Origin of the sequence: Thalassospira sp. CH_XMU1420-2, assembly GCF_037029325.1 — a bacterium.
Taxonomy (GTDB): Bacteria; Pseudomonadota; Alphaproteobacteria; order Rhodospirillales; family Thalassospiraceae; genus Thalassospira; species Thalassospira povalilytica.
On sequence record NZ_JAYMEG010000009.1, the window covers coordinates 34,523 to 59,646 of the forward strand.

General features: G+C 55.6%; 24 protein-coding genes. 7 read left to right on the plus strand and 17 right to left on the minus strand.

Annotated elements, in window-relative coordinates; all coding sequences use genetic code 11:
• Nucleotides 1-57: 57 nt before the first annotated feature.
• The 4 genes from WA429_RS20220 to WA429_RS20235 are packed head-to-tail and all read right to left on the minus strand — an operon-like array spanning nt 58 to nt 4,578.
• A complete protein-coding gene (locus tag WA429_RS20220) occupies nt 58-375 on the minus strand; it encodes an AtuA-related protein (RefSeq protein ID WP_369813516.1) in 318 nt (105 codons plus the stop codon).
• Entirely contained in the window at nt 375-1,712 is a 1,338-nt protein-coding gene (locus WA429_RS20225) for an acyclic terpene utilization AtuA family protein (protein ID WP_287464849.1), read from the minus strand. Before WA429_RS20225 ends, WA429_RS20220 begins: the two co-directional genes overlap by 1 nt.
• Complete coding sequence (locus WA429_RS20230) at nt 1,709-3,577, minus strand: TRAP transporter permease (RefSeq protein WP_287464847.1); 1,869 nt, start codon at nt 3,575-3,577, stop codon at nt 1,709-1,711. The genes WA429_RS20225 and WA429_RS20230 overlap by 4 nt, the downstream gene beginning before the upstream one ends.
• Nucleotides 3,578-3,606: 29 nt before the next feature.
• Entirely contained in the window at nt 3,607-4,578 is a 972-nt protein-coding gene (locus WA429_RS20235) for a TAXI family TRAP transporter solute-binding subunit (protein ID WP_114113968.1), read from the minus strand.
• 136 nt (nt 4,579-4,714) lie between these two features.
• Between WA429_RS20235 and WA429_RS20240 the strand changes: the two genes are divergently transcribed.
• Together WA429_RS20240 and hpt are read left to right on the plus strand one after the other, a co-directional pair.
• Nucleotides 4,715-5,668: a LysR family transcriptional regulator gene (locus tag WA429_RS20240; protein WP_068517344.1), complete on the plus strand. Its 954-nt coding sequence runs from the start codon at nt 4,715-4,717 to the stop codon at nt 5,666-5,668.
• Between the two features lie 192 nt (nt 5,669-5,860).
• Entirely contained in the window at nt 5,861-6,397 is a 537-nt protein-coding gene (hpt, locus tag WA429_RS20245) for a hypoxanthine phosphoribosyltransferase (protein ID WP_068517343.1), read from the plus strand.
• 40 nt (nt 6,398-6,437) lie between these two features.
• Here hpt and WA429_RS20250 read toward each other — a convergent pair whose 3' ends face one another.
• The gene (locus WA429_RS20250) at nt 6,438-6,929 is read right to left on the minus strand and encodes a hypothetical protein (protein WP_287464845.1); all 492 of its coding nucleotides are present in this window, start codon (nt 6,927-6,929) and stop codon (nt 6,438-6,440) included.
• Nucleotides 6,926-7,219 carry a DUF883 family protein gene (locus tag WA429_RS20255; protein WP_068517341.1) on the minus strand — a complete coding sequence of 98 codons (294 nt, stop codon included), beginning with the start codon at nt 7,217-7,219 and terminating at the stop codon, nt 6,926-6,928. The genes WA429_RS20250 and WA429_RS20255 overlap by 4 nt, the downstream gene beginning before the upstream one ends.
• A gap of 221 nt (nt 7,220-7,440) precedes the next feature.
• On the opposite strand from WA429_RS20255, the gene WA429_RS20260 reads away from it, so the two are divergent.
• Nucleotides 7,441-8,781, plus strand: a complete 1,341-nt coding sequence (locus tag WA429_RS20260) for a thaumatin family protein (RefSeq protein ID WP_287464843.1) — start codon at nt 7,441-7,443, stop codon at nt 8,779-8,781.
• 127 nt (nt 8,782-8,908) lie between these two features.
• Here the strand turns inward: WA429_RS20260 and pobA are convergent, their stop codons facing one another.
• On the minus strand, nt 8,909-10,075 hold the full coding sequence (pobA, locus tag WA429_RS20265) for a 4-hydroxybenzoate 3-monooxygenase (RefSeq protein ID WP_068517339.1): 1,167 nt from the start codon (nt 10,073-10,075) through the stop codon (nt 8,909-8,911).
• 204 nt (nt 10,076-10,279) lie between these two features.
• A complete protein-coding gene (locus WA429_RS20270; RefSeq protein ID WP_287464842.1) occupies nt 10,280-11,311 on the minus strand; it encodes a hypothetical protein in 1,032 nt (343 codons plus the stop codon).
• Nucleotides 11,312-11,598: 287 nt separating this feature from the next.
• Between WA429_RS20270 and WA429_RS20275 the strand changes: the two genes are divergently transcribed.
• Entirely contained in the window at nt 11,599-12,438 is an 840-nt protein-coding gene (locus tag WA429_RS20275) for an HAD-IIB family hydrolase (protein WP_287464841.1), read from the plus strand.
• Nucleotides 12,431-13,663, plus strand: coding sequence for a glycosyl transferase (locus WA429_RS20280; protein WP_101246388.1), 1,233 nt, complete (start codon nt 12,431-12,433; stop codon nt 13,661-13,663). The genes WA429_RS20275 and WA429_RS20280 overlap by 8 nt, the downstream gene beginning before the upstream one ends.
• A gap of 50 nt (nt 13,664-13,713) precedes the next feature.
• On the opposite strand, the gene WA429_RS20285 is transcribed toward WA429_RS20280, so the two are convergent.
• The 5 genes from WA429_RS20285 to WA429_RS20305 all read right to left on the minus strand — a co-directional run bounded on the left by WA429_RS20285 (nt 13,714) and on the right by WA429_RS20305 (nt 19,093).
• The gene (locus WA429_RS20285) at nt 13,714-14,208 is read right to left on the minus strand and encodes a hypothetical protein (protein WP_287464840.1); all 495 of its coding nucleotides are present in this window, start codon (nt 14,206-14,208) and stop codon (nt 13,714-13,716) included.
• A gap of 10 nt (nt 14,209-14,218) precedes the next feature.
• Nucleotides 14,219-14,731: a hypothetical protein gene (locus tag WA429_RS20290; RefSeq protein WP_147250646.1), complete on the minus strand. Its 513-nt coding sequence runs from the start codon at nt 14,729-14,731 to the stop codon at nt 14,219-14,221.
• Nucleotides 14,732-14,794: 63 nt separating this feature from the next.
• Nucleotides 14,795-15,271, minus strand: coding sequence for a hypothetical protein (locus tag WA429_RS20295; protein ID WP_101246391.1), 477 nt, complete (start codon nt 15,269-15,271; stop codon nt 14,795-14,797).
• A 115-nt stretch (nt 15,272-15,386) separates the two neighbouring features.
• Nucleotides 15,387-17,201, minus strand: a complete 1,815-nt coding sequence (locus WA429_RS20300) for a sugar phosphorylase (protein ID WP_101246392.1) — start codon at nt 17,199-17,201, stop codon at nt 15,387-15,389.
• 164 nt (nt 17,202-17,365) lie between these two features.
• Nucleotides 17,366-19,093: a thiamine pyrophosphate-requiring protein gene (locus WA429_RS20305; protein WP_101246393.1), complete on the minus strand. Its 1,728-nt coding sequence runs from the start codon at nt 19,091-19,093 to the stop codon at nt 17,366-17,368.
• Nucleotides 19,094-19,230: 137 nt separating this feature from the next.
• On the opposite strand from WA429_RS20305, the gene WA429_RS20310 reads away from it, so the two are divergent.
• On the plus strand, nt 19,231-19,992 hold the full coding sequence (locus WA429_RS20310; protein ID WP_287464836.1) for an IclR family transcriptional regulator: 762 nt from the start codon (nt 19,231-19,233) through the stop codon (nt 19,990-19,992).
• On the opposite strand, the gene WA429_RS20315 is transcribed toward WA429_RS20310, so the two are convergent.
• Entirely contained in the window at nt 19,977-20,993 is a 1,017-nt protein-coding gene (locus WA429_RS20315; protein ID WP_287464834.1) for an AraC family transcriptional regulator, read from the minus strand. The two genes, WA429_RS20310 and WA429_RS20315, sit on opposite strands and share 16 nt — an antisense overlap.
• Before the next feature lie 108 nt (nt 20,994-21,101).
• On the opposite strand from WA429_RS20315, the gene WA429_RS20320 reads away from it, so the two are divergent.
• Nucleotides 21,102-22,319, plus strand: coding sequence for an MFS transporter (locus tag WA429_RS20320; RefSeq protein WP_287464833.1), 1,218 nt, complete (start codon nt 21,102-21,104; stop codon nt 22,317-22,319).
• Nucleotides 22,320-22,425: 106 nt separating this feature from the next.
• Here WA429_RS20320 and WA429_RS20325 read toward each other — a convergent pair whose 3' ends face one another.
• The 3 genes from WA429_RS20325 to WA429_RS20335 form a co-directional block, all read right to left on the minus strand.
• Complete coding sequence (locus WA429_RS20325; protein WP_287464832.1) at nt 22,426-23,100, minus strand: dihydrofolate reductase family protein; 675 nt, start codon at nt 23,098-23,100, stop codon at nt 22,426-22,428.
• Nucleotides 23,101-23,266: 166 nt separating this feature from the next.
• Complete coding sequence (araD1, locus tag WA429_RS20330) at nt 23,267-24,256, minus strand: AraD1 family protein (RefSeq protein WP_114113980.1); 990 nt, start codon at nt 24,254-24,256, stop codon at nt 23,267-23,269.
• 69 nt (nt 24,257-24,325) lie between these two features.
• Nucleotides 24,326-25,099 carry an SDR family NAD(P)-dependent oxidoreductase gene (locus WA429_RS20335; protein ID WP_068517327.1) on the minus strand — a complete coding sequence of 258 codons (774 nt, stop codon included), beginning with the start codon at nt 25,097-25,099 and terminating at the stop codon, nt 24,326-24,328.
• Nucleotides 25,100-25,124 lie beyond the last annotated feature (25 nt).

Consider the following 25,124-nt stretch of genomic DNA (forward strand, 5'->3'; position numbering starts at 1 on the left):
CAATCACGCCACCCTTTTTTGGTTCCTTGCCGGTTTGACCCGGCGGTGTTTGATGCCCTATGCCCCGGCCTTGTTGATCGGCAGCGACAGGATCAAAGAGCTTAGACATTTGCCATGCGGATCAAGTGCCAGTGACCTTGTCACTCCGCCGCCCAGCGCATCATGCATCACGAAATTAAGGGCCCCGATCTGTGGCAATTCATAGCGGATGACCTTGCCCGAAATCATTGTGCCAAAATGCGCGCGCACCCGTTCTGCCGTGACCTGATCAATCAGAAGCGGCCAGTCTTCGGGGTGATAGGCAATCACCGACACATTGGAAATGTTGCCCTTGTCCCCGGTGCGCGAATGCGCAATATCGCGTAACTGCAACATCAGGCCTCCATCATTTCAAACTGCGTGCGCACCTGGTCTTCGGGCAGAAGTCCCGATACGATCGCAACGATTTCCCGTTTGGATTTGGTCACCCCGCCGCCACCGGCCGGCCCGTTAAGATACAGGCTTTCGACCTCCTCGCCGATCCGTGCGGCAGTGGCAAGATCACGGGTCCGCACCACAAAGCGCAGGCGCACTTCCGCCGGTTCTGATGGCCCCGATTTGGCGTCCTGAAACACCGAATTCACCCCGATCAGCTCCCCCCTGACTTCTTCATGCGCGATCCCGGCAAGCAAAAGCCGTTGATGGAGGATATCAAGAGCAAGACGCCCGCGGGCTTCGGCACCGGGACCGGCATATGAAATCTGACCTTCACCGACACAGGAATCGACATAGCCGATCGATACCTTGAGCGTGCCGGTCCGCGCCGATCCGTCACCGCCGGTAATCGCAACCCGGTCCGGTCCGATTTCGGTAATCTCGACGTTGGAAAAATCGGCAACCACATCGGGCTGGATATAGCGTTTCGGATCATGAACTTCGTAAAGAAGCTGTTCCTTGCAGGTTGCCGCCGTGACAAAACCGCCCGTATCGGCAAGTTTGGTAATGACGGCATTGCCGTCTTCGGCAACCTCGGCAATCGGGAAGCCCAACCGGGCCAGATCCGGCACATCCTTGATCCCCGGATCGGCAAAATAGCCCCCGGTGATTTGCCCGCCACATTCCAAGAGATGACCAACAAGCGTCCCGCGCCCAAGCCGGGTCCAGTCATCCATCTGCCAGCCAAACTCAAATATCTGTGGTGCCAGAAACATCGCCGGATCGGCCGCACGACCGGTCAGAACGACATCCGCCCCCGCCGCCAGCGCATCAACAATCCCCCCCGCGCCGAGATAGGCATTGGCCGACACCACCTGTTTTTCAAAACCGGCCAGGGTGCAACCGGCCTCATCAATGCGAAACTGATCGGGTGACAGGATATCGAGAACGTCATCGCCAACAACCGCCGCCACCTTCAAGCCCGAAAGGCCGAGTTCGCGCGCGATATCGACCGTGCGCCGTGCCGCGGCCACCGGGTTTGCCGCCCCCATATTGGAAATCACCCGGATCGCCTTTTTGTGGCAGATCGGCAGAACCGCACGCATGCGCCGTTCAAGCAACGGATCAAAGCCGCCGTCGGGATCGTGCATTTTTGCCTGTTGCGCCAGCGCGATGGTCCGTTCAGCCAGACATTCAAAAACCAGATAATCAATATCGCCACGCTCGGCCAGATCGACGGCCGGTTCGATGCGGTCGCCGGAAAAACCGGCACCGGTTCCGATGCGGATGGTCTTCATTGTCCACCCTCCATCGCAGCACGACGGGCATCGCGCCCCCAAAACAGCAACCCGCCCAGCAGGCCCGCGGCAATCACCGGCGTCAGGAAAGCCGGCCACAATGCAATGGCAATCACAATTACCAGCATGCCGCGATCAAGCCATACCCGCCCCAGCAACGGCTGCCCGCCCAGCAAGGCCGGGATCGCCACAACAAGAACAAGCCCCGACAAAATGGCGTTGGTCACTGCCATGACGCCACCGTCGCCGGTCATGCCGGGATACAGCAGCAACATGAACGGCACGACATAGGTCAGCGCGCCAAGACGCACCGCCTCGAACGCGGCGGGAAGCCAGTTGGTCTGGGCGATCCCCGCCCCGACAAATACCGCGACACAGACCGGTGGCGTGATGACCGAAATGGTCGCGAAATAGAAAACAAACAGATGTGCCGTAAGCGGTTCGATCCCGACCGCCGTCATCGCCGGGGCCAGAACCGCCGCAACCAGCACATAGGCCGCCGTGGTCGGAAGCCCCATGCCCATGATCAGGCACACCAGACCAACAATCACCGCCACCAGAACCGTTGAATCACCGGCAATCGCAACAATCATGGAACTGAGCGTCACACCAATCCCGGTCATGTTGATCATGGAAACAAGGATTTGCGCGCCGGCCAGCAAGACACCGATAATCACCATGCCCTTGCCGGCATCAATCACCCCGTCCAGAACCCGCTTTGCCATCTCGGCAACCGATATCTGCCCGGCCGAGGTCAGGACAAAGGCCACCAGCAACGCCGCCATGCCATAAAATGCCGATGTCGCAACCGATCGGCCCATGAATATCCCGATGGCAAGACCACCAAGGGCAGCAATGATCGGCAACACCTTGCGCAGGGCAAGAATTTCGGACCATGCCGGAAGCTCGTCTTCGGGCACCAGGCTCAGATTACGTCTGGTGGCAACGATATGAACGGTCACAAACACCGAAAGATAAAAAAGGATGGCCGGAATGATTGCCGCGATCATGACATCGACATAGGCAATGCCAAGAATTTCGGCCATGACAAAGGCCGCCGCCCCCATGATCGGCGGGGCAATCTGCCCGCCGGTTGAGGCCACGGCCTCGACCGCGGCAGCAAGGGGTGCCGGATAACCCAGACGACGCATCATCGGGATGGTGAAATTGCCGGTCGTCGCAACATTGGCCACCGCCGATCCGGAAATCATGCCAAACAGGCCGCTCGAAATAATCGCGATTTTCGCAGCGCCGCCTTTTTGTCGGCCGCCAAGACGCATCGCCAGATCCATAAAGCTTTGCCCGCCACCGGTATGAAGCAACAAGGCGCCGAACAGGACAAAGGCGGCAATCACCGTCGCGGCAACCCCGGTCAGCATGCCCCAGATCCCGAGATCACCCAGGAAAATCGTCTCGGTAACGAATTCAACATCAAACCCGCGATGCCCGAGACTTCCGGGAATATATTTGCCCAGCAACGCATACAGCAGACCGGCAATCACAAGGGCAGGAAAAATTGCCCCGACCGCACGGCGACCGACTTCAAGAACGGTCACAACCAGCCCGACGGTCAGAGCCATATCAAGACGGGTCGCCCATGGCAGGGTCGTCATGATCTCGTCGTAGTTCACAACAATATAGGCACAGGCACCAACCGTGACCGCCGCAAGCACAAGATCCACAACCAATCCCAGCTTTCGCCAGCTTGTGTCTTTGCCCAGCGGATAAAGACACAACCCCAAACAGGTCACAAGTGCGAGGAAAACCGCCCTTTGAACAAGACTTTCAAACGGGCCCGTCGCCGCGGTGTAAAAGACAAAAATACCAACAAGCAACGCAAACCCGTCGCGGATGCGCACAGACATGGCGGTTTTCCCCCTGTTATTCTGGTTTCTTATTGTTTGGCCGGGTCAAGGTTCGCGGGGATGTCATATCCATGTTCGCGGAACCATTTCGCCGCACCCGGATGCAGGGGAATGGTGGCATATTGCAGCGTCAGCTTGGCAAGATCGACGCCCTTCACACTGGCCATTGCCGCGCCCTGCACTTCTTTGTCGGCCATGATGGCATCAACGATCTTGTAGGCCGCGTCTTCGGACAGGCTTGCCGATGCACCGACACCGACGCCAAAGCTCCAGGTCGAATAGGCCGGAATGCCATCGGCCGCACCTTCGGGGATATCCACCACCGAAACGTCAGGCATTTTTTCGATCAGTGCCTGTTTTTGCGCATCGGTCAGGCTCAGCACCTTGATCGGGGTAAAGGTCGCGATATCAAGGGTAGAGCTGTCAAGCTTAAGGCCCGCACCGGATTTCACATATCCGCTTACACGGTTGTCCTTGATCATGTCGACAACATCGGTGGTCGATCCGCGTACATAATCCGATGACAGATCAAGTGCGGCAAACACCGCCTCGGTCGTGCTTTCGGTTGCCGATCCCTTGATACCCGGGTTGAAACGCTGTCCGGCAAGTTCGGCCAGGCTGTTGATGCCGGCATCTTCGCGCACAATAACGTTCTGCGGGGCGCCGGTATAAACCCAAAGCAGACCCAGATTTTCCATCGCCTTGCCGTCAAAACCCTTGCTGCCGGAATAGGCATGCTGGGCGACGTTGGTGGTCACCAGACCAAGGTCGATCTGGTTGCGCTCAATACGGCGCAGGTTATCCATGGTCGCCCCGGTTTCGACAACCGATGCTTCGATACCGTTATCGGCATCATTGATCAGCTTGGCGACAGAAACGAAATAACCGTAATGCGATGATGATGCCGATGTTGACCCGATCAGCAATTTGTCCTGTGCGAATGCAGGTACGGAAAGACCAATGGCAAGCGCGCCCGCCAAGGCGAGTTTCGTGAATTTCATAATGTATTCCTCCCTATGCCTTTAACGGCATGTTTGACGTTCCGTCGATTTGTTTTGACTTTGATTTTTTCGACGGACCGAAAGTGTGGTTCAGTTTTTTTATTGCAGGAAGATCAAATAGTGAGATAATTGATGCATGAAACGCATTAATCTTGATACGGACGAAATTCGATCATTCTGTCTTTTGGCAGAAACGGGCAGTTTTCGCAAAGCAGCTCAACGACTTGGAATTTCCGGATCAACATTAAGCCGCCAGATCAGCCGCATCGAAGAACGCACGCAGGCCCGCCTGTTTGACCGTGACACGCGCAATGTTGCGCTGACCGATCAGGGCAAAATGTTTCTCAGACTCGCCGAACGGATCCTGAACACCACGGATTCCGCACTGGCTGAATTTGACACCTATCTCAATACCCGGCGCGGCAAATTGACGATTGCCGGACTACCATCGGTGACCGCCGGGCTGTTGCCGCCGCTGATTGCCGAATTCATGGATGCCCATCCCAACGTCGATGTTCAGCTTAATGACATGCTTTCGGAAGGTGTGCTGCGCGAAGTTGAAATGGGCCGTGCCGATATCGGCTTTACCGCCGACGTGGTCGAAGACAGCGACAATCTGTCTTTTCAACGCCTGCTGAGTGACAAGTTCATCGCCGTCGGGGCACCCGGAAGTTTTCTTCAGGAAGAACGCACATATAAGTGGGAAGAAATCCTGTCACAGCCGATGGTCGCCATGTCGCGTGAAACAAGTGTGCGCGCCGTTATTGATGCGGCCTGCACCCAAAACAGTTTCCTGTTTCGTCCGCGGTTTGAAGTTGCCCATCTGGCAACTGCGGGTGCGCTGGTGTCACAAGGTTTGTGCATAACCGCCCTGCCATCGCTGACCTTGCCGGTTCTGGGGCGTTCACCGCTTATTTTCCGGCCGCTTGAAAGCCCGGTGCTGTTGCGACAGATCGGCTTGATCTGGCGATCAGGGCGCACATTGCCACCCGCCGCACAGGCTTTCCTGAACCTGGTGCGCAGCCGTAATCTCAAATCACTTATCCCGCACTCAACCATTGAAAACAGCCTCGTCTCGCCAACATCTTGATGGGTGGCTTTGCATTACCTGTGTCGTGGCGCACCTCTGCCGCGCAATGGCGCAATTTGCCTCGCCCAAGGCGCGATAATCTGTTTGCAATCTAAGGGATTATACTTCTGTTACCATTCACAGGCTGGTCATAGCGACCTTCGTGTGCTAGCAAGCCAAACATCACAACCCAACGCTTCAGGACCAGAATTTATGGCCGATTATGATGTCAAGCCGCTGATCACGGCGGACGAAATTGCCACCCAGATCGACGCGCTTGCCGCCAAGATCAACGAGAGCTTCAAAGACACGGAAAAACTGATTGTTGTCGGACTGTTGCGGGGCTCTTTTGTTTTCATCGCTGATCTGGCCCGCAAACTGACCGTTCCGGTCGAAGTCGACTTCATGGTCGCATCATCTTATGGCGACTCTACGGAAAGTTCGCGCAATGTGCGCATCGTCAAGGATCTGGACGGCCAGATCCGTGGCAAGGATGTGCTTCTGGTCGAAGACATCATTGATACCGGCTATACGCTGTCGGAAGTTGTGCGGTTGCTTAAGACCCGCGATCCGAACCGTCTGGAAATCTGCACGCTTCTGAACAAGCCGTCGCGCCGCGAAGTCGAAATCCCGATTGATTTCTGCGGCTTTGATATTCCTGACGAATTCGTGGTCGGTTATGGCATCGATTATGCCCAGAATAACCGCAACCTGCCCTATATCGGCACGGTACATTTCCACGGCGAATAGGCCGGGACCCGATCGAAATTAAAATGGCGGGATGCTGATGCTATCCCGCCATTTTTGTATCGTGATTTTCATCTGACGGTGCCGTATCCACACGCCCCGGCGGACGATCAAAAACGCCCAGTGCTTCGAGATCGCTAACGATCTGTTCGAACCCGGTCTGCATGCGCGGCTTGTTACCCTGTCCGGTGGCGTAACCGGTCACTGCGGAATGCACCAAAAGATCAAACAGCATGTCGTCTTCGGATTTGCGCCCGGCTGCCATCTGCGCATCGGCATCGGGCTGATCAACCGCATCACCCGGATCACGTTGCAGAATGATCGCAAGTGCAATCAATCCCAGCGTCACCAGCGTTCCACCCAATGCAGTGGCAGCAGCAATCGCACCAAACGATGCTGCAAGCGCCATATAGATGGCCGCAAGCAGAAAACCGGCCCCGATCAGCATCACAATCGCGATGGCGGCAAAAGCCGCGCACTTGCGTGCCGCGGCTCTTGCCAGATCAGCCAGACTATCTGTCAGTTGATCAATCATTTCTGCAGCAGACGGCCAACAAGCAGGCCAACGCCAAAGGTCACGGCAACAGATGCCAGCGGGTTCTCGCGAACCTGATCCACGGCCACACCGCGTGCGTGATCAAACTGCTCACGGGCCTGACCGGAAACTTCACGAATGCGTTCTGCAGCCGCCTGGGTTCTGGTCTGTGCCGCATCACCACCCATTGCCTTAAGGGTTTTGGTGATTTCGGCCAGATCATTGCGCAGGGCATCAACATCGGCCTGAAGCTTTGCGGTATCTGCAGTCGTCTCGGTCTTGGTCGCCATGGTTTTCTCCTGTTGTTTTGAAAACAGCAACACCCCCTAAACGCCCCCGCCCGGCTTTGGTTCCATCTTCAATTGTGATGTTTTAGTGGCACCGGGATCCTGTCGACCCGGTCGATATCGATTGCCCTGATATGCGTGCTGCCATCACAATTGCCATGGCAAAACGTCCTGAATGCGACCGCTTCTCAATCCATCATTCATGTAATTGAAAGCCTTAAACAATGTTCAGAAGTTTCTTGCGTTCCTTCAAGGGGACTTTATGTGCAGCCTTGCTGACATTTTCCCTTCCGGTCTGCGCCCATGCCGCGGCAACAACCACCAGCTATCTGATGTGGCAATTGCCGGGATCTGCGATCAGTTTTCCGGTCTATGTCTATCAGAATGACACACAGGTCGATTATCTGTACGCCACAACCCAGCAAGCCTTCCTTGGCGACTATACGCCGGGCGCCACGAATGCGAACTTCACCCTTTATTATCAGGATTCAAACGCGGCCTGGCACGGTTGCGACATGGTCCTGACAAACGGCCAGATCGCAACGACGACCACCTGCCCGGGGGCCGTGATCAACAAGCCGGTCGCAAATTCCAATGTCTATACCCTGGCGACGGGGGCAATTGCCTGGCCGGCGATTGATCAGGCCCCGACAAACCCGACCAATGTCGATTACGCCAAACGCAAGATCACCTTCAAGAACGATACCCAATACGCCCAGATCCGCATCGGCGAACATTGCACGGTTTCGGCCAACCCCGACAATTCCAACTGCGCCAACAACCTCAATCTTTATGAAATTGCCAAGGGGGAAAGTGCGACCTTTTATGTCGATGGGGATGGAACGACACCCGCCCAAACGCCGCTTGCCGGTCTGACATCCTATGGCTTTACCGTCACGGCCTATAAAAAGTCGGCAAGTGACGACTGGGTGGAAACCGGCGGATATGGCAAAGGTCAGACACCCTATGCCACCAAGATCGAATTCACCCACAAGGCCGTCCCGATCAAAAACGGCGCCCCTTCCCCGGAAGGTTCGACCAATTTTGATATTTCGGCGGTCGACGGATACAACATTTCGGTCACCGGCTATCCGGCAAAGCCAACCTATTGCACCTATACCGTGCCACCGGAAAATTCCAATATTCTCGGGGCTGGCAAATATGGCCCGGATATCTTTCTTGCCCGGATCACTGACAGTGAAAAGACCTGTCAAAGCAGCTCGCAATTGCCACAGGGCTATAACAAGGGCGATGCGCCGGCCAAATGGGACCTGACGGTCACCAGCAATGGCAAATATCAGGGCTGCATGAGCCCGTGCAGCTACGCCAAGATCAATAATGACAGCAATCAGGATCTGTTTTGCTGTGCCGGGAAATACAAATCATCGAAAACCTGTGACCAAGCGACCGGTGTTATTGGCGCAAACAATTCGACCTATGTCACCAATCTGGCCCCGCCGGTCTCAACGCATGTCTATCGCTTTGCCTATGACGATGCGATTGGTGATTTTGCCTGCCCGGCCCAGACCGATTTCATGATCGTTTTCGGCACCGGGAACGGTTGATTACCAACTGCTCAAAAAAGAACGGCCCGCGTGGGCTGCGGGCCGTTCCATGTTCCTGTCGGAAATTTCTGGGCGGAAATGAAGAGTGGGTGCTCTTCGACGGGGGTGGGTATCCCCGTTACGTCAATCAGTAAGGCAAACCGACGTAATTTTCCGACAGGTTGGTCAATCCTGCCTTGGATGACAGGATATATTGCAATTCGGCATCACGAATGCGGCCGTCAAATTCGTTCTGATCCCCGAACGTATGCAGCATCGAGGTCATCCACCAGGAAAACCGCTCGGCTTTCCAGACACGTGCAAGTGCGGTATCGGAATAGGTCGCAAGCAGGTCTTCGCGGTTTTTCTTGTATTTCGCGATAAGCGCTTCGGACAGGTAGTGCACGTCACTGGCTGCAAGGTTAAGCCCCTTGGCACCGGTCGGCGGCACGATATGGGCGGCATCGCCCGCCAGGAACAGGCGGCCATGCTGCATCGGTTCGGCGACAAAGCTGCGCAGCGGCGCGATGCTTTTTTCAAACACTTCGCCTTCATTGACCAGTTCGGCATCTTCTTCGCCAAGGCGGGTGCGCAATTCGGCCCAGAAACGGTCATCGGACCAGTCTTCGATTTTATCGGTGCTGGGCACCTGAACATAATGGCGCACAACAGTTTCCGAACGCATCGAACACAGCGCAAAACCACGGTCATGCTTGGCATAGATCAGTTCATCGGCCACCGGCTTTGCATGGGCCAGAACGCCAAGCCAGCCAAACGGATAGACCTTCTCGAATTCCTGAACACCCGGAAGGGTCTTACGGCCGACACCATGGAACCCGTCACATGCGGCAATATAGTCGCACCGCAGTTCTACTTCATTGCCGTCTTTGACATATCGAACACGCGGCGCATCACCATCAATGTCATGCAGGCTGACATCTTCGGCTTCGAACACGATTTCGCCCCCATGGGCAAGACGCGCTGCGATCAGATCCTTGGTGACTTCGGTCTGGCCATAGATCATCACCGTTGATCCACCGGTAAGCTCTTCCATATTCACATGGGTGCGCTTGCCGTTCACACTGATATAGATGCCGCCGTGAATGATGCCTTCCTTGTTCATGCGGGCATCAACCCCGACCCGTTTCATCAGGTCGACTGTCCCCATTTCAAGAACACCGGCACGGATGCGGCCTTCGACATAGTCGCGGCTTTTGCGTTCCAGAATGACGGAATCAATTCCCTGCACATGCAACAGATGGGAAAGAAGCAAACCGGCGGGGCCGGAACCGATAATGACGACAGGGACATGCATGACGGCTTCCTCACAAGATCACGGTTGTTGGTTTTTATTGGAATAAGAACCATTCCATTGCGGAAAGAATACGCCTGTTCGCAGTTGGACAGAATGGACAAACCGGGATAATGATTGGACAAATCGAACACGTATCCACATTTGGTTATGGATCAGGTTTGATCTGGTTTTGGCTCTTGCGGCCTAATTGCCGCCTGGTCTGGCTCAGTTCAATTGCCCAGACGGCGCCTGATCCCCGCCATCGGCCGTCCCGGGGGCTGTGACGAAATCGGATTTGCACAACGCCCATTCCTTGCAGATTTCCTGTCCGTCATCCGACATCATGAAGGTTTCATAGGCCTGCATCAGTTCCGCGCCGAACGGATGTTTGCGCGAAAACAGAATGAACATGTCATTGGTTGTAATGGTGTTGGTGGTGGCATAACGTGCGGCCACCTGTTCGCCCAAAAGCCCGGTCAGGTCGTGCCAGCCCACGGCTTCTTCTTCAAACAGGATATCGGCCCGATCCGCATGCAGAAACCGCCAGGCGGATTCCGGGTTATTTACAATGTCGGCTTCGATGCCAAGCCGTCTGAATTCCTGTTCATACCAGTAACTGGCAATCCCGACCGGACGCAGGCCAAGCCCGACAACATCGCGCAACGCGTTGATATCGATCCCCTCGGGGAAACGGGACTTTTTGTAAAATCCCTTTTGATGGGCCTGGGCAATCGGATAGCGCGGAATATGAAAGGCATCCCTGCGCTCGACTGTCCGAAGCCACGGAAATGTCGCGACATAGATGCCCTGGCGGGTTTGCTCATAAGCGCGTTGCCAGGGGACGAAAATGAACCGGACGTCAAATCCCATCGCATTGAAAATCGTCTGGAACCGTATGGCATGTTTGCCGAAATCAGGAAGTGTTTCACTGATCATCGGCGGCCATTCGCCCACCGCCACCCAGACCTCATATCCGGGTTTCAATTTGCCCGGACCGGTTTGCCGGGCATCACCGATACGGATCACATCCCCTGCCCGGCTTCTGGCATCATCGCCAACATTACCACCGGCATGGGGGTCGGTGTTGGTTTGAGTGTGGGTGTTGGCTTGGTTGTGGGTATTCTGGCCTTTTGCCGGCATAATGACCGATCCGGCACGGGCGGTTGCCGCGACATCAAGGATGACCGCAACACATATGAACCCGATGACAACTGTTCTTTGCAACCATCGCACATGCGCTTCCCGATATAACCCCATAGGCATCTCCGGAAAATGTGACCGTGACAGGCGCTGTAAAAACCATTGATGGATCAATACCATACCAACAATAACATCATTTGGTGATATTGAAGAGGAAAATGCGCGTCCGCCCCCAAACCGGTATTGCGCACCCGACGCCATCGCATGTTTTTTGATCAAATTATCGCTGTGATCAAAAATTAACCTTCCCAAAGGTCGATCCGCCCCGATCACTGTGATAAGCTTCTGACCAAGAGACCAGTTTACGGTCTTGCACATGTCAAAAACCGCGACAGAACGGGATGATGCCAAACAGCCGCGCCATCGCCATCTTTACCGACCTTGACGGCACATTGCTTGATCATGACACCTATGGCTGGGACGCCGCCCGTCCGGCGCTTGATCGCGTGAAACAGCTTGCCATCCCCTTAATTGCTGTATCCTCGAAAACACTTGCCGAACTTGAACATATCAATCAGCAATCCATGCTGTTTGACGGGCTGATTGGTGAAAATGGCGGCGTCATTTCCCTGAATGGCGAAATCGAACAGGCTGGCCCGTCATCCGAAACAATCGATGCTGCGCGCAATCAGATCCGCGATGCCGTTTCCGTCCCTGTTGGCAGTTTTCGAACCGTCGAGCCGGAAATCATTGCATCGGAGACCGGTCTTCCGCTTGACGATGCCATTCGCGCCGGTCAACGCCATTGTTCCGATCCGCTGATCTGGCAACCCAGCAAGCAGGATGTCACCACCGCGCGCGCCATTGCCGAAAAATGGTCCCTGAAACTGGTCAAGGGTGGCCGTTTCCACACCTTGTGCGGCCCGTCAACCAAGGGCGAAGCCATGAAACGCATTCTGCAATGGCTTGCTCTGTCGCAAAGCGGCAAAAACGAAACCTCACCGCCCAAACGGTTCACCACCATCGCACTTGGGGATTCCCCCAATGACATCCCGATGCTGGCCGAGGCCGATTTTGCCATTCAGATTCCAACCAAACATGGTGCGCGGACATCGCCGCTGCTTGACCATGCCAATCTTCGGATCGCGCCCGCCCCCGGACCTGCGGGCTGGAACGCTGCGATCAACGACCTTCTCGACCAGTTAACCAATACCAATAAAAACAGCGAGGTACTTCATGGCTGATTTCCATCAGGGTGGCCCGATCACAACCCTTCATCGCATTCTTGACCGCAACCCGGAAGAACTCGCCTATGAAATGACTGCCTTTGCCCGCCAAAGGCGCCAGACCCTGATTTTGCCCTGCCTTTATTCGGAACTTGAAACACCGGCCATGACAACCATTGTCGATGGTCTCAAACAGGCGACCTATATCGATCAGATCGTCGTCGGTCTGGACCGCGCCAATGCACAGCAATATCTTCATGCGCGCGAATTTTTCAAAGACCTGCCGCAACATGTGCGCATTCTGTGGAATGACGGGCCGCGCCTGCGCGGTGTTCATGACCGGCTTGATGAATTTGGTCTGGCCCGTTACGAACCGGGCAAGGGCCGCAATGTCTGGTATTGCATGGGCTACACCCTGGCATCGGGGCGCAGTTCCGTGATCGGCATTCATGATTGCGACATTGCGACCTATACGCCCGATCTTCCGGCCAAGCTGATGTACCCGATCGCCAATCCGGCATTCAATTTCGCCTTTGCCAAGGGATATTACGCCCGTGTTGCCAATGGCACCCTCAAGGGCCGGGTATGTCGCCTGTTTGTCACCCCGCTGATCCGCGCTTTGAAACAGGTGGTCGGCAAGACCGATTTCCTGAATTATCTCGATTGTTTCCGCTATTCCCTGTCCGGTGAAATGGCGATCCGCACCGATGTTGCCTATGGCCTGCGGGTTGCGTCCGATTGGGGACTTGAAATTTCCATGCTTTCGGAAATGTATCGCAATCACACGGTCCATCGTCTGGCCCAGGTCGATATCGCCGATATCTATGACCACAAGCACCGCGAATTCGACCCGGCGCAAAAAGATGACGGTCTGTCGCGCATGGCGGGTGACATCGCCAAATCCCTGTTCCGCAAACTGGCAACACAGGGCACGATTTTCTCGCACGAGACATTCCGCACCCTTAAGGCAACCTATTATCGCGCGGCACTCGACCTGATTGAGCAATACCGTGCCGATGCCCTGTTTAACGGCCTTAAAATCAATCGCGACGAAGAAGAAAAATGCGTCGAGGTTCTGTCGGAAGTCATCATCAGTGCCGGTCAGCACTATCTCGACAACCCGCTTGAGAGCCCGTTCATCCCCAGCTGGCAGCGTGTTGAAAGTGCGATGGGCGACATTTTCGAACATCTTTCAAGTGCGGTCGAAGACGATCTGAACGACACCGAGATCGGCAAGGGTTAAGAGCGGGGCTTGATCCGGCACGCGGCGTCGAACGCGCTTGCGGTTCGCTGCTATTGCGTATGATCGGGGAATGGAAATATGGCCAGAAAGACCTGAAGAACGTCTTCCTGGCCTTTTCGTTCAAGAACCACCGGCAATAACAGCCGCACCCCTTTGCGCCAGTCTTTTTGAAAGATCTGCAAATGATGGATTTGTGGCTTGCCTGTTTTGCGTGCCGCGGACAGGGCTGCATGCAATGCTGTTGAAAAATGGCAATCCACTTCACGGGCAAAGGCACCGCGCCAATCCTCGCCGGTCAGCGCAATGATGTTTTCACCTTCTAGCAAAATCTGAAAATCATCCTTGTCCGGGTGATATTCATAGATGCTGATATCATCAATCCATGGTGACAGCGTATCCGGGGTAAAGTCGCAACGGGTCGGAATTCTGCCGCGTGCAGCAGCCTGGCCCCACAATGCCAAAAGCGCATGCGCCCCGGCCGGTGCATCCGCGCCAAGCCGATCCAGCGGCACTTCCTTGTCATGCGAACCACCAAGCCCGGCCATTGCACATCCGTCAGATATAGTGCATCGGCTCGTAGGGGAAACGTGCGCCAAGCACCTGATAGATCGGGTCACCAAACTGGTCCATGGTTTGCGCCGGCAACAGGACACGCAACCAATGACGGTGTTTGGCATGATTTTCGGCCACATTCACATAATGGAAAGTCGGCCGCTTTTCGTACATTGTCTTTAGCAATGCCGCCATCAGACAGGTGCCATATTTCAGGTCGATCTCGCGCGGGGTAGATCCCTGAAAATTTTCGCCCGTGGCTGCAACAATTGACGGTGCATCAATACGCACCAAAAAGTCATTCCGGACCGGCAGATATTCGTAAACACTGATCTCGTCGCGCCAGCGGATCAGACGTTCCGCATTCAGAATGGCGCGTGACGGCACGCTATTTATCCCGGTCTGGGTCCATGCATCATACCATGTATCGACAAGCGCAATGACCCGAACATCAACGTCCTCGGGCAACCCGTCCAGTTCGGTGTCTGCTGATTCAAGCGCGCGTGATGGTATCATGGCATTTTCCCAGATATGCACGTGGGGAAATCACGCCCCGAAACAAGTATGAAAGCCAAATAATCACGATGCCCCGCGATAAAAGAAGTGGGTGACGAAAACCTGTTCGATAACCCGCCCCTGCCGGTCGGTTGCCCGCATAGGCAACAAAAGACGCAGCCATTCTTCCCAGACCTTGCGTTCATAACCGATGCGGTGAAAGGCCGGCTTGCCGTGATCGATCACCTCAAGCAATGTCGCGTGTAATGTGGTGCCAAAATCCAGATCAATCTGCCGGGGTGAACAGCCATGATAATCTTCGCCGCTGGCGTCAATGATGTTCGGGGCATCGATGCGGATGATAAAATCACGCTTTTGCGGAAGATATTCATAGATACAGATATCATCGACCCAAGGCGCCAGAACATGACCGTTCAGCACCTTTCGGTCAGGAACCTTGCCACCCTTTGCCGCCGCTTGCCAAACCTCGAAATAGGATCTTACGCGGCTTTCTGTATCATCGGGCAAGTGCGGAATTTCGATTTCCTGCGCATACGCCATGTGCGTAAATTGCCCTCTATGTCCTGCTATCTGGACACGAGTTTTGCAAAGCACATTTTGTGACGCAACGATAAACGCATCGGCTGCGTATTTTTTGCACAATCTGAAAAACCGATCAGACCGGCATGGCATCCCGATAGCGTTGCAGCAACCGGCTTTCGGTACGGTTGCGCCCGTCCCGGTTGGAAATCCACACGATCTGATAGGGCGCCAGTTTCATGATCCCGTCGTAATCTTCGATCACTTGCTGGGTGATCAAATCCTGCCAGCCTTCGGTCATGATCAGATTGATCTTCGAAAGATCAAGATCCTGTTGGGTCTCGGTCAGGTTAAAGACACAGAAAATGCTTTGTTCATTCAAATGCGACTGCCGCCAGATGCCCAGCAAATCCGGACCGAGATTAAGGGTATATTGCGTGGCATTGGGGTGAAACGCAGGTTGCCCCATACGGATCGACATAAGCGCGCGCAACTGATCAAACGCCGATTTGGCCGGACCATCTTCGGACAGAACCCGTTCTGCATCGGAAAGCTTCCAGATCTTGCGGTTCAGGCGGCGCGGAATACCGGTTTCCTCATACGCCGCCTGATCATTTTCCGTTGCCAGAATGGTCTGGACATAGATCGCCGGGATCCCTTCAAGCGACATGGCAATTGCCTGGCTCATCACAAACCGTTCAAGCCCCATGGTCGCTTCTCCGGCGAAGTTTTCCGCCAGCATGCTGTAAAGCGTCACATTGAGCTCATAGGGCTTTTGCCCACCCCCCTTAAGCGCACGGTAACTGACCTGGCCGCCCATCTTGAGCGCATGCTCGCGCAGGCCATCAATATCTTCATCGGGAATAAGGTTCTCGGCCGGACGTAGACCAATGCCATCATGGCTGGCGGTAAAGTTAAAGAACGTACAGCCCGCCGGTGCCGGTGGCATCGCCATGATACATTTGCGGATATAATCGCTCCGCCCGCTCAGCAACGCATGAATGATCACCGGCGGCAGCGAAAAGTTGTAAATCAGGTGTGCTTCATCCTGATTGCCGAAATAGGACAGGTTTTCCAGAAGCGGCAAATTGGTTTCGGTAATAAACAGCACATCGGGATAAAGCGCATTGCAGGCCAGGCGCATGGCCTTGATCAGTTTATGGGTCTGATCAAGATTGATGGATGTCGTTCCGACTTCCTTCCAAATAAAGCCGATGGCATCAAGCCGCACCACGCGCACGCCATGCTTCAGGTAATTCAACACCACGCGCAGCATTTCGAAAAACACATCCGGGTTGCCATAATCCAGATCGACCTGATCATAGCTGAATGTGCACCAGACGAACTTTTCGCCATCCTTGGTCACGACATCATTCAGCAACGCATGACTGCGCGGGCGCACCACATCGGAAAGATCATCTTCAAGGCTTGCGGTTTTGATGTAGTCAACACCGGGTTTTTCACCGGCCAGAAATTGCTGATACCAGGGATGCGACGCCGATATGTGGTTTGCCACCAGATCGGCCATCACCGTGCCGTGCTTTGCCAGATCCTCGACATCATCCCAATCGCCAAGTTCCGTGCGAAGCTGGCTGAAATCGCTGACTGAAAATCCGTCATCGGATGTAAAGGGATGAAATGGCAGGATATGAATGCCGGTAAGCCAGTCCTTCAGCCATTTACGATGAAATTCGCCAAGGCTTTGCAGGCCCTTTTTGCCGTCCTGATGGATGCTGTCGCCATAGGTGATCAGAAACGCATCGCGCTGATCCCATTTGCGCAGGTTTTCCTCTTTGGGTTCCGGCCCGTCACCTTCGACCGGCAGGCCAAGTTCGTCAAAAACGCGCAGCACCAGTGCTTCGTGATCGTGTTCGGGATAAACATCTGCAAGCAGGTTGCGCATCGCGCTGGCAAACGCAATCCGTCCCGAGGTTCCGACAACACGATCCATACTGGCTCCTTCCGGGCAGGCAATTCAAAGCATTACGCAATGAAATAATGAAATTGCACAGGATGCAAGCAGGGATTCCATTCTGCCGACAAAGCAGGCATTAATACGCAAAACGCCCGGCACAAGGCCGGGCGCTACAACATGGCAACTGCAACGATCGTGCCTTACGGCGCAATCGTTACCTCGACCAGCGCATGGGTACGCTTGGTGTCGATATGCTTGATGGCATCGAGCAGGATCCCCGGAAGGTCTTCGGGACGCTTGGCCTTGGCAACCCAGGCACGGCTGGCCTCGGCGACCTTGGTGAAATCCGGGCTGGGTTTAAGCGCGGTCAGCGGCATTTCATTGGTTTTCGCCGCATAGCCGTTCGGATACATCCCCGCCACCGACTGGCGCACCGCACCCCATTCATTATTGTTCAGAACAAGGATCAGGATCGGAAGTTCAAGCGCCTCGGCGATCTGATGACATGCCGTCGGGTTGGCAAACATGTAGGAACCATCCCCCATGGTCGCGACCACAAGCTTGTCCTTGTCGGCCAGCTGATAGCCCATTGATGCCGGGAATGACCAGCCAAGCCCACCGGAATGCGGTTCCTGATACCAGCTGCCATGTTCCGACAGAGAAAGTGGCTCCAACGGACAGCCAAGCTCGGAAAACACCGTTGCCGCACGACCGGCAATCGCATCGGACAGACAGCGCGATACAAAGGCCTTGGTCATCGGGTCCACTGCCCCGGCATCGGCCATCGCCAGTGCTTTCTTGCGGGTTTCGGCATTGATCGTGGCAATTTTGCCCCGACGATCCGAACAGGTCGCAGCATGATCGGCATGACGACGATCCATGGCATCTGCCAGCATCATGATGACATCACCGGTCTCGCCAACAAGCGAGATATCGGCGGCAAAGTTACGCCCCGGGAAACGGGAATAAAGCGGGTTCTGACCGATCTGAACCACCTTGCAATCGGGACGCAATGTGTGGATATCGGGTGACCAGGGCGCCAGACAATCAATCACCACCACCGCATCGGCATCCTTAAGCCAGGGTGCCGGATCCATCCCGGCAAACATCGGATGTTCGGTGCCAATGGCAAGCTGGATCGCCCAATATTGCACGACCGGAATGCCCCATTGATCGACCAGCTCGGAAAAACGGCCAAATGCCTCGGCTGTTCCCGTCCCGCGCTGGGCAATGATCACTGGGTTCTTGGCATTGGCAAGAATGTCGGCGGCCTGCTCGACACTGGCTTGCGGCGGGGCAACCGGTACCGGCTGCATGCGAAGCGGCCCGTCAATCTCGTCCCCCGGGCAGGGTTCACACAGAACCTCACGCGGCAGACTGACATAGGTCGGTCCCTTGGGCACCGATGATGCGATGGCATAGGCACGATCAACGACTTCGGGCACCTGTTCGGGGAACTTCAGTTCATATTCCCATTTCGAACTTTCGCGTACCAAGGCCGCCTGATCGCGCATTTCCTGGCCCCAGCCGATCGGAACGGTGCGCGCGCCAAGGCGGCCCTTTTCCATCACCGGGGTTCTGCCCGACATCAGAACGACCGGCACATGTTCGGTCGCGGCGTTGATCGCGCCAATCGCACAATTGGCAAGACCGACATTGGTGTGCGCCATAACGGCCTGCGTTTTTCCGGTCGCAAGGTAATAGCCATGCGCCATGCCCATCGCCGCATTTTCATGCGGCATGATCAAAGCATTGGGAAGATCGATATCCTTTGCCGCCGCCTCGGCCAGACCTTCGATGATCGGCGGAAAGTCGGTGCCGGAATTGGCAAAGATATAATCAATCCCGATCGCCTTCATGCGGGCCAGAACCGCCCCGCCGGCGGTCAGGGTAATCTGACCGGATTTGTCACGCGTGTCGTTTGTCATCAGACGCCTCTTGTTTTACTCTTTCAATATTTCTATATTTGAAATATGATTTATAATATAGTTTATTATTGAAATCCGGGCGGCGTCAAGCATCGCGTCCGACTTTGACCCGTGGCGTTTTATGTGAATGGAAAATCATGACCAGCCAGCTCAATGGATCTGTCCTGAAGGCCTTTAAAATTCTGGATCTTTTTGCCGCGGGAAAGTCCGAACTGACGGCAAAGGAAACCGCAGACGCGCTTGGCATCAATATGATTACCGCACATCGTTTCCTGCACACGCTGGTCCATGCCGGCGCGTTGCGGGCATCATCACGCGGGGTCTTCCGGTTGGGATATATGTTTGCCGATCTGGGCGAACGGGTTTTGCATGACGGCAATCTGCCAACCCTTCTGCAACCGATCCTTGATCAGCTGGCGCGTGACACCGGGGAAGCCTGCATGGCGACCGAATTTGATCGCGACATGGCGGTCTGCATCGCCAAGTCCCTGCCCGACCGGCCGCTTTATGTCGATATCCGGATCGGCTCGAAACTGGATGCCTTTTGCACGGCGCACGGCAAATTATGGCTGGCGCATATGGGCTCTGAAGATCAGGACCGCTATTTCAAGAACGCCCAACTGCATGGCATGACCGAGCACACCATCACCGACATAAAAACCCTTCGGGACGAACTGCAAACGATCCGTCAACAGGGCTTTGCCACCAATAATGGCGAACGTGAAAATGATATTTATGCCATTGCTGTTCCGATCACGACCCAGCATGGCAAAATGATTTCAGGCTTTTCGGTTTTCGGCGCATCACCGGCAATCCTTGGCCAGCATCGCGACAGCCTGCTTGATCATCTGCGATCAGCAACACAAACTGCCCGCCAGGCCCTTTACGGCGCAGCATAATCCATGTGACGGATGGCGCCGGGTGATTTTCCGGTGGTGCGCTTGAACGCGCGGCTGAATGCCGCGACCGAGGCATAGCCAAGCCGTTCGGCAACCTCGTCAAGCGACAGGTTTTCACGCCCGATCCACTGGCTGGCCAGACGCATGCGCAAATTGGTCAGATATTGCTGCGGGGTGGCCTTGGTCAGCTCGACAAACCGTTCGGCAAAGACCGACCGTGACATCCCCATTTCCGATGCCATATCGGCAACCGACCAGTTGCGGCCCGGCTCCTTGTGCAAGGCGGCCAGCAACCGCGCAAGCTTGGGATCACGCACGGCCTCGACCCAGCCGCAAACATCACAGCCCGCCTCGACCCAGCGCCGCAGGATGGCGGCGGCCACCACATCGGCAAGCCTTGTCAGGATCACGCCATAACCCGGGCGCTTGGCGCGCAATTCGCTGGTCATGACATCAAGGATCGCGGGAATTTGCGGATCATGATCGGGCACGGTTTCGATATGCATGATTTCCGGTTTGAGATGCGCCAGCGGATGCAGCCACCCCAGATCAAATTCCATCGCACAGCTGAAAATCAGATTGTCCTTTGACCGGCAGGCATCCGCTTCGCACGCCCGGATTTCAGACGCCGCATCACAAAGCGGTGCCTTTTCAAAGGCATCGACACTGCGCATGGCAACGCCATCTTCGCTGTAAAGATCGTGAATGCCCGCACAAGGCAGCAATACCGCATCCCCGCAACCCAGAACATGCACCGCCCCGCTTTTGGTGCGAAGATGAACTGTACCCTGCCCGATAAAGTGAAACCAGGCGCGGGTGTCATCCATATCCTCGCCAAAGCGCAGGCCATAAGGTGCCGAAATCTCGATCCGGCGATAATCCAGTCCGCGCAATCGCACCCCCGACAGCAGGTCATTGACCATATCATGGCCCGCTTCGTTGAACTGGCCTTCGATATGGTTTGACGGGCTGTTGAATGCGGCATTCGGGATGGGGGACATGACATTCCGGACGATTGATCAATTAATTCAGACAAACTGTCATAGATCGTCCGAACGGTCCAGTCTATTTTAGGTGCAATGCACAAACACCTTTAAAAGGACTACCGCATGAGTGAACCACAATCCGACGCCCGGCCTGCGCAGACGTCCGCCGTCGCGCCAGCACCTGCTGCATGGGCCGCCGTCATTTCAATGACACTGGGGGTATTCGGCCTGGTCACGGCCGAATTCCTGCCGGTCAGTCTTCTAACCCCGATTGCGTCGGACCTTTCGGTGTCCGAAGGCCTCGCCGGTCAGGCCATTTCGGCAACGGCCTTTTTGGCCCTGATCACAAGCCTTCTGATTGCCACCGTCACCCGCCGGTTTGACCGCCGCAATGTCCTGCTTTCCTTCTCGATATTGCTGGTGGTCTCAAGCATCATCGTTGCGTCGGCAGAAAATTTTGCCTTCCTGCTGGTTGGCCGCGTTCTTCTGGGCATCGCGCTTGGCGGTTTCTGGACAATGTCGGCGGCAACCATCATGCGACTGGTGCCAGAAAACCATGTGCCGCGTGCGCTTGCCATCATGTTCAGTGGCGTTTCGGCTGCCACTGTCTTTGCCGCCCCGGTGGGCAGCTTCCTTGGCGATATCATCAGCTGGCGTGCGGTCTTCCTGCTGGCTGCGGGGATCGGCGTCATTACCTTCGTCGTACAGTTCGCAACCCTGCCATCCCTGCCACCGCGCGGACGGGCATCGTTACGCACCCTTGTTGATCTGATCAATCGTCCGGGCATGAAATTCGGGCTGCTGTCACTGGTCATCATCATTACCGGGCACTTTGCCCTGTTTACCTATGTCCGCCCGTTCCTTGAAAACGTCACGGGTGTGGCAACGGCGGGGATTTCCGGGGTGCTGCTGGGCTTCGGGGTCGCCAACTTTTTCGGCACCCATCTGGCCGGTGTGCTGATTGCGCGATCACTGCGCATGACCATTGCCCTGATGCCCTTCATCATGGGGCTTTGCGCCCTTGCCATGGTCCTGATCAATGGCGCGCTTAATCCGACCATCGTTCTTGTCGCGATCTGGGGCATGGCGTTTGGCGGTGTGCCGGTCGCCTGGTCGACCTGGATCACCCGCATGGTTCCAGATGAAGCCGAAAGCGGCGGCGGGCTTCTGGTTGCCGGTTTCCAAACCGCAATCGCGGCTGGCGCCATCATTGGTGGCGTGATGTTTGATTTCATCGGCGCACTTGGCGTCTTTGAACTTGGCGGCATCGCCCTTGTCGTTGCCTCGGTCGTTGTTACTGCTGTCTTGCGCCCCGCCCCGGCTGTCAGCGAACAGGCCTGATCCCTCGCACCACCTGCAACACAGATCACACGACAAACGAAAAAGCAGCGGGTTATCCGCTGCTTTTTTTTAAATTTGACCACCCTGCTCATAGGCTTCGATCAAATCAGGCAAGCCCTTCGGCGATGCGCATTTTGCGCTGTCTTTCACGTTCAGCATCCGACGGGGCGTGATGGGCAAAAGACCCGCATTTAACAGCTCCGTCCGGACGCAGAATATTCAGACACACACCCGTCGAAAAGGCCTGACTTGAAACCAGCGTCAGGTTGGTTGGCGCACCGTCGTTGCCAAACAGGCGCTTGCCCTTGCCAAGGATGGCGGGCATCACCCACAGGCGATATTCATCAACCAGATCATTGGCAATCAGGCCTTGGACAAGCTTGCTGCTTCCCTGTGTCAACAAATCCGGTCCATTCCCCGCCTTAAGCGTGCGAATGGCATCGATAATGTCGCCATCAAGCGCCACCGAATTTTGCCAACTCAGACTGTCGGGATCGGAAGTCGCGACGTATTTGGTAACACTGTTGAATTTCTGCCCGATCGGGTCATCATCGCCGGCATAGGGCCAGTGGGCTGCAAAAATATCGTAGGTATATCGCCCCAGCAGCAGATCATAGGATGCGGATAAATGATCCCCCATGATCTTGCCCATTTCCGCGTCCCAATAATGGAAAGTCCAGCCGCCAAATTCAAATCCGCCGGCGATGTCTTCGTCCGGGCCGCCGGGAGCCTGCATCACGCCATCAACGGACACAAAGGCCGATACAATCACCTTCCTCATCTGAACGCTCCTTTTTGCGGGCCGATCTTTGTTTTCAGGCATGTTACGCCTGCATTGCCAATGCGGCAAAAGAAAACCCCGGCACATTGCTGCGCCGGGGAAGGTCGTGTCGTTCGGAGGGAGACTGGGCTTTACGCCCTTTGGAATTACGAGAATTCCCGAAAAATCAGATGGCTTTGACCACAACCGGGCGCTCTGCCTGAACCATCAGGCGGTTGCGGATCGGGCGGCCAAACAGGGCTGATGAAATTTCGAATTCATCACCGTCCTGTGTCGTGATGCCATCGGCAAAGCTGAGTGTCGCCGTGCCAAAGAAATGCGCATGCACATCACCCGGGCGGCGGAACAGGTCATATTTGAAGTGGTGATATTCAAGGTTGGCAATCGAGTGCGACATATTGTCTTCGCCGCTGACGAACTGCTTTTCCCAGATCACCTTGCCATCGCGATACAGACGCGAGGTCCCCTCGACATGGCTTGGCAGATCCCCCAGCAGCAATTCCGGCCCCATCGCGCAATGGCGCAGCTTTGAATGCGCCAGATAAAGGTAGTTCTGGCGCTCCATCACATGATCGGAAAACTCGTTCCCGATCGCAAAGCCGATGCGCACCGGGGTTCCGTCATGGTCAATGATGTAAACCGCGGCAATTTCCGGTTCCTCGCTGCCATCAAGGGCGAAGGACGGGCTTGGGATCGCCGCCCCGGGATTGGCAACAATGGATCCATCGCCCTTATAGAACCATTCGGGCTGCACACCATGTTCACCGGCCTTGGGCTTGCCGCCCTCGACCCCCATGCGGAACATCTTCATGGAATCTGTTTCATCGGCGGCCTTGTTGTCGGCCTTGTGCATGTTTGCGCGCGCAGAGGCCGAACCAAGATGGGTAAGCCCGGTCCCGGTGACAAGGAAATGCGCCGGATCAACATGGGTAATCGGCGGCAAAAGGCGTCCGTCACGGACAACCTCGTTATAATCAACGCGGTCGTCCCCCATGCGAATTTTCGCCTTTTCGATCATCGTCATGTTTTTGGCAAGTGCGATGGTCGCAAGTTCACGGGTGGTGGAAACGCCCTTGAGCGGGATAAGGGTATTTTCGTCTTCGACCACGGCAACATGCTGCGCACCCGCGGTATCCTTGTATTGAACCAGTCTCATGAAAGTTCGTCCTGAATGATCTTTGTCGGTTATGTGAATGTCGGCTTGATCGCCAAGGGCAAAACCGCCCTAGACCCAGCCGCCATCAACAATGAAGTTCTGGGCGGTACACATCCGGCTTTCATCGGAAATCAGGAACAGCGCCATGCGCGCGATATCCTGTGGCATCACCTTGTTCTTCAGACACTGGCGTTCATCGATTTCGCGCTCGGCCGCCTCATCAACCCAAAGATCAAGCTGGCGCTGGGTCATCACCCAGCCCGGAACAAGGGTATTGACCCGGATATGATCCTTGCCCAGATCGCGCGCCATGCCGCGTGTCAGCCCGTGGGTCGCGGCCTTTGCCGTGGTATAGCCCGGCATGCCGCCCTGCCCCATCATCCAGCTGACCGACCCGAAATTGACGATGGCACCACCGCCGGCCTTTTGCATCATCGGGGCAACGGACTGAATGGCAAAGAAGGACGGACGAATATTGATTGCCTGGCGTTCATCCCAGTATTCCGGGGTCACGTCCTGCCATTTGTGGCGGGTATCATTGGCGGCATTGTTCAAAAGCCCGGTAATCGGCCCGTTGATTTCAGCAGCCTTGGCAACCGCGGCCTGAAGGGCCGGGATATCGGTCAGGTCGCATTTGATAAAGACCGGCGCATTGCGCGCATCTTTTGAAAGCTTTTCGACAAGGGCGTTGCCCGCATCTTCCATGATATCGACAAAGGCGACTTTGGCGCCCTGCTCGACAAAGGCGGTAACAAGGGCCTCGCCAATACCCGATGCGCCACCGGTGATGAATACCGATTTATCTTCAAGGCTGGTATAGTGTGTCGGCATGCGATCAGACATGATCGGTGCTTCTCCCGTCGTGTGG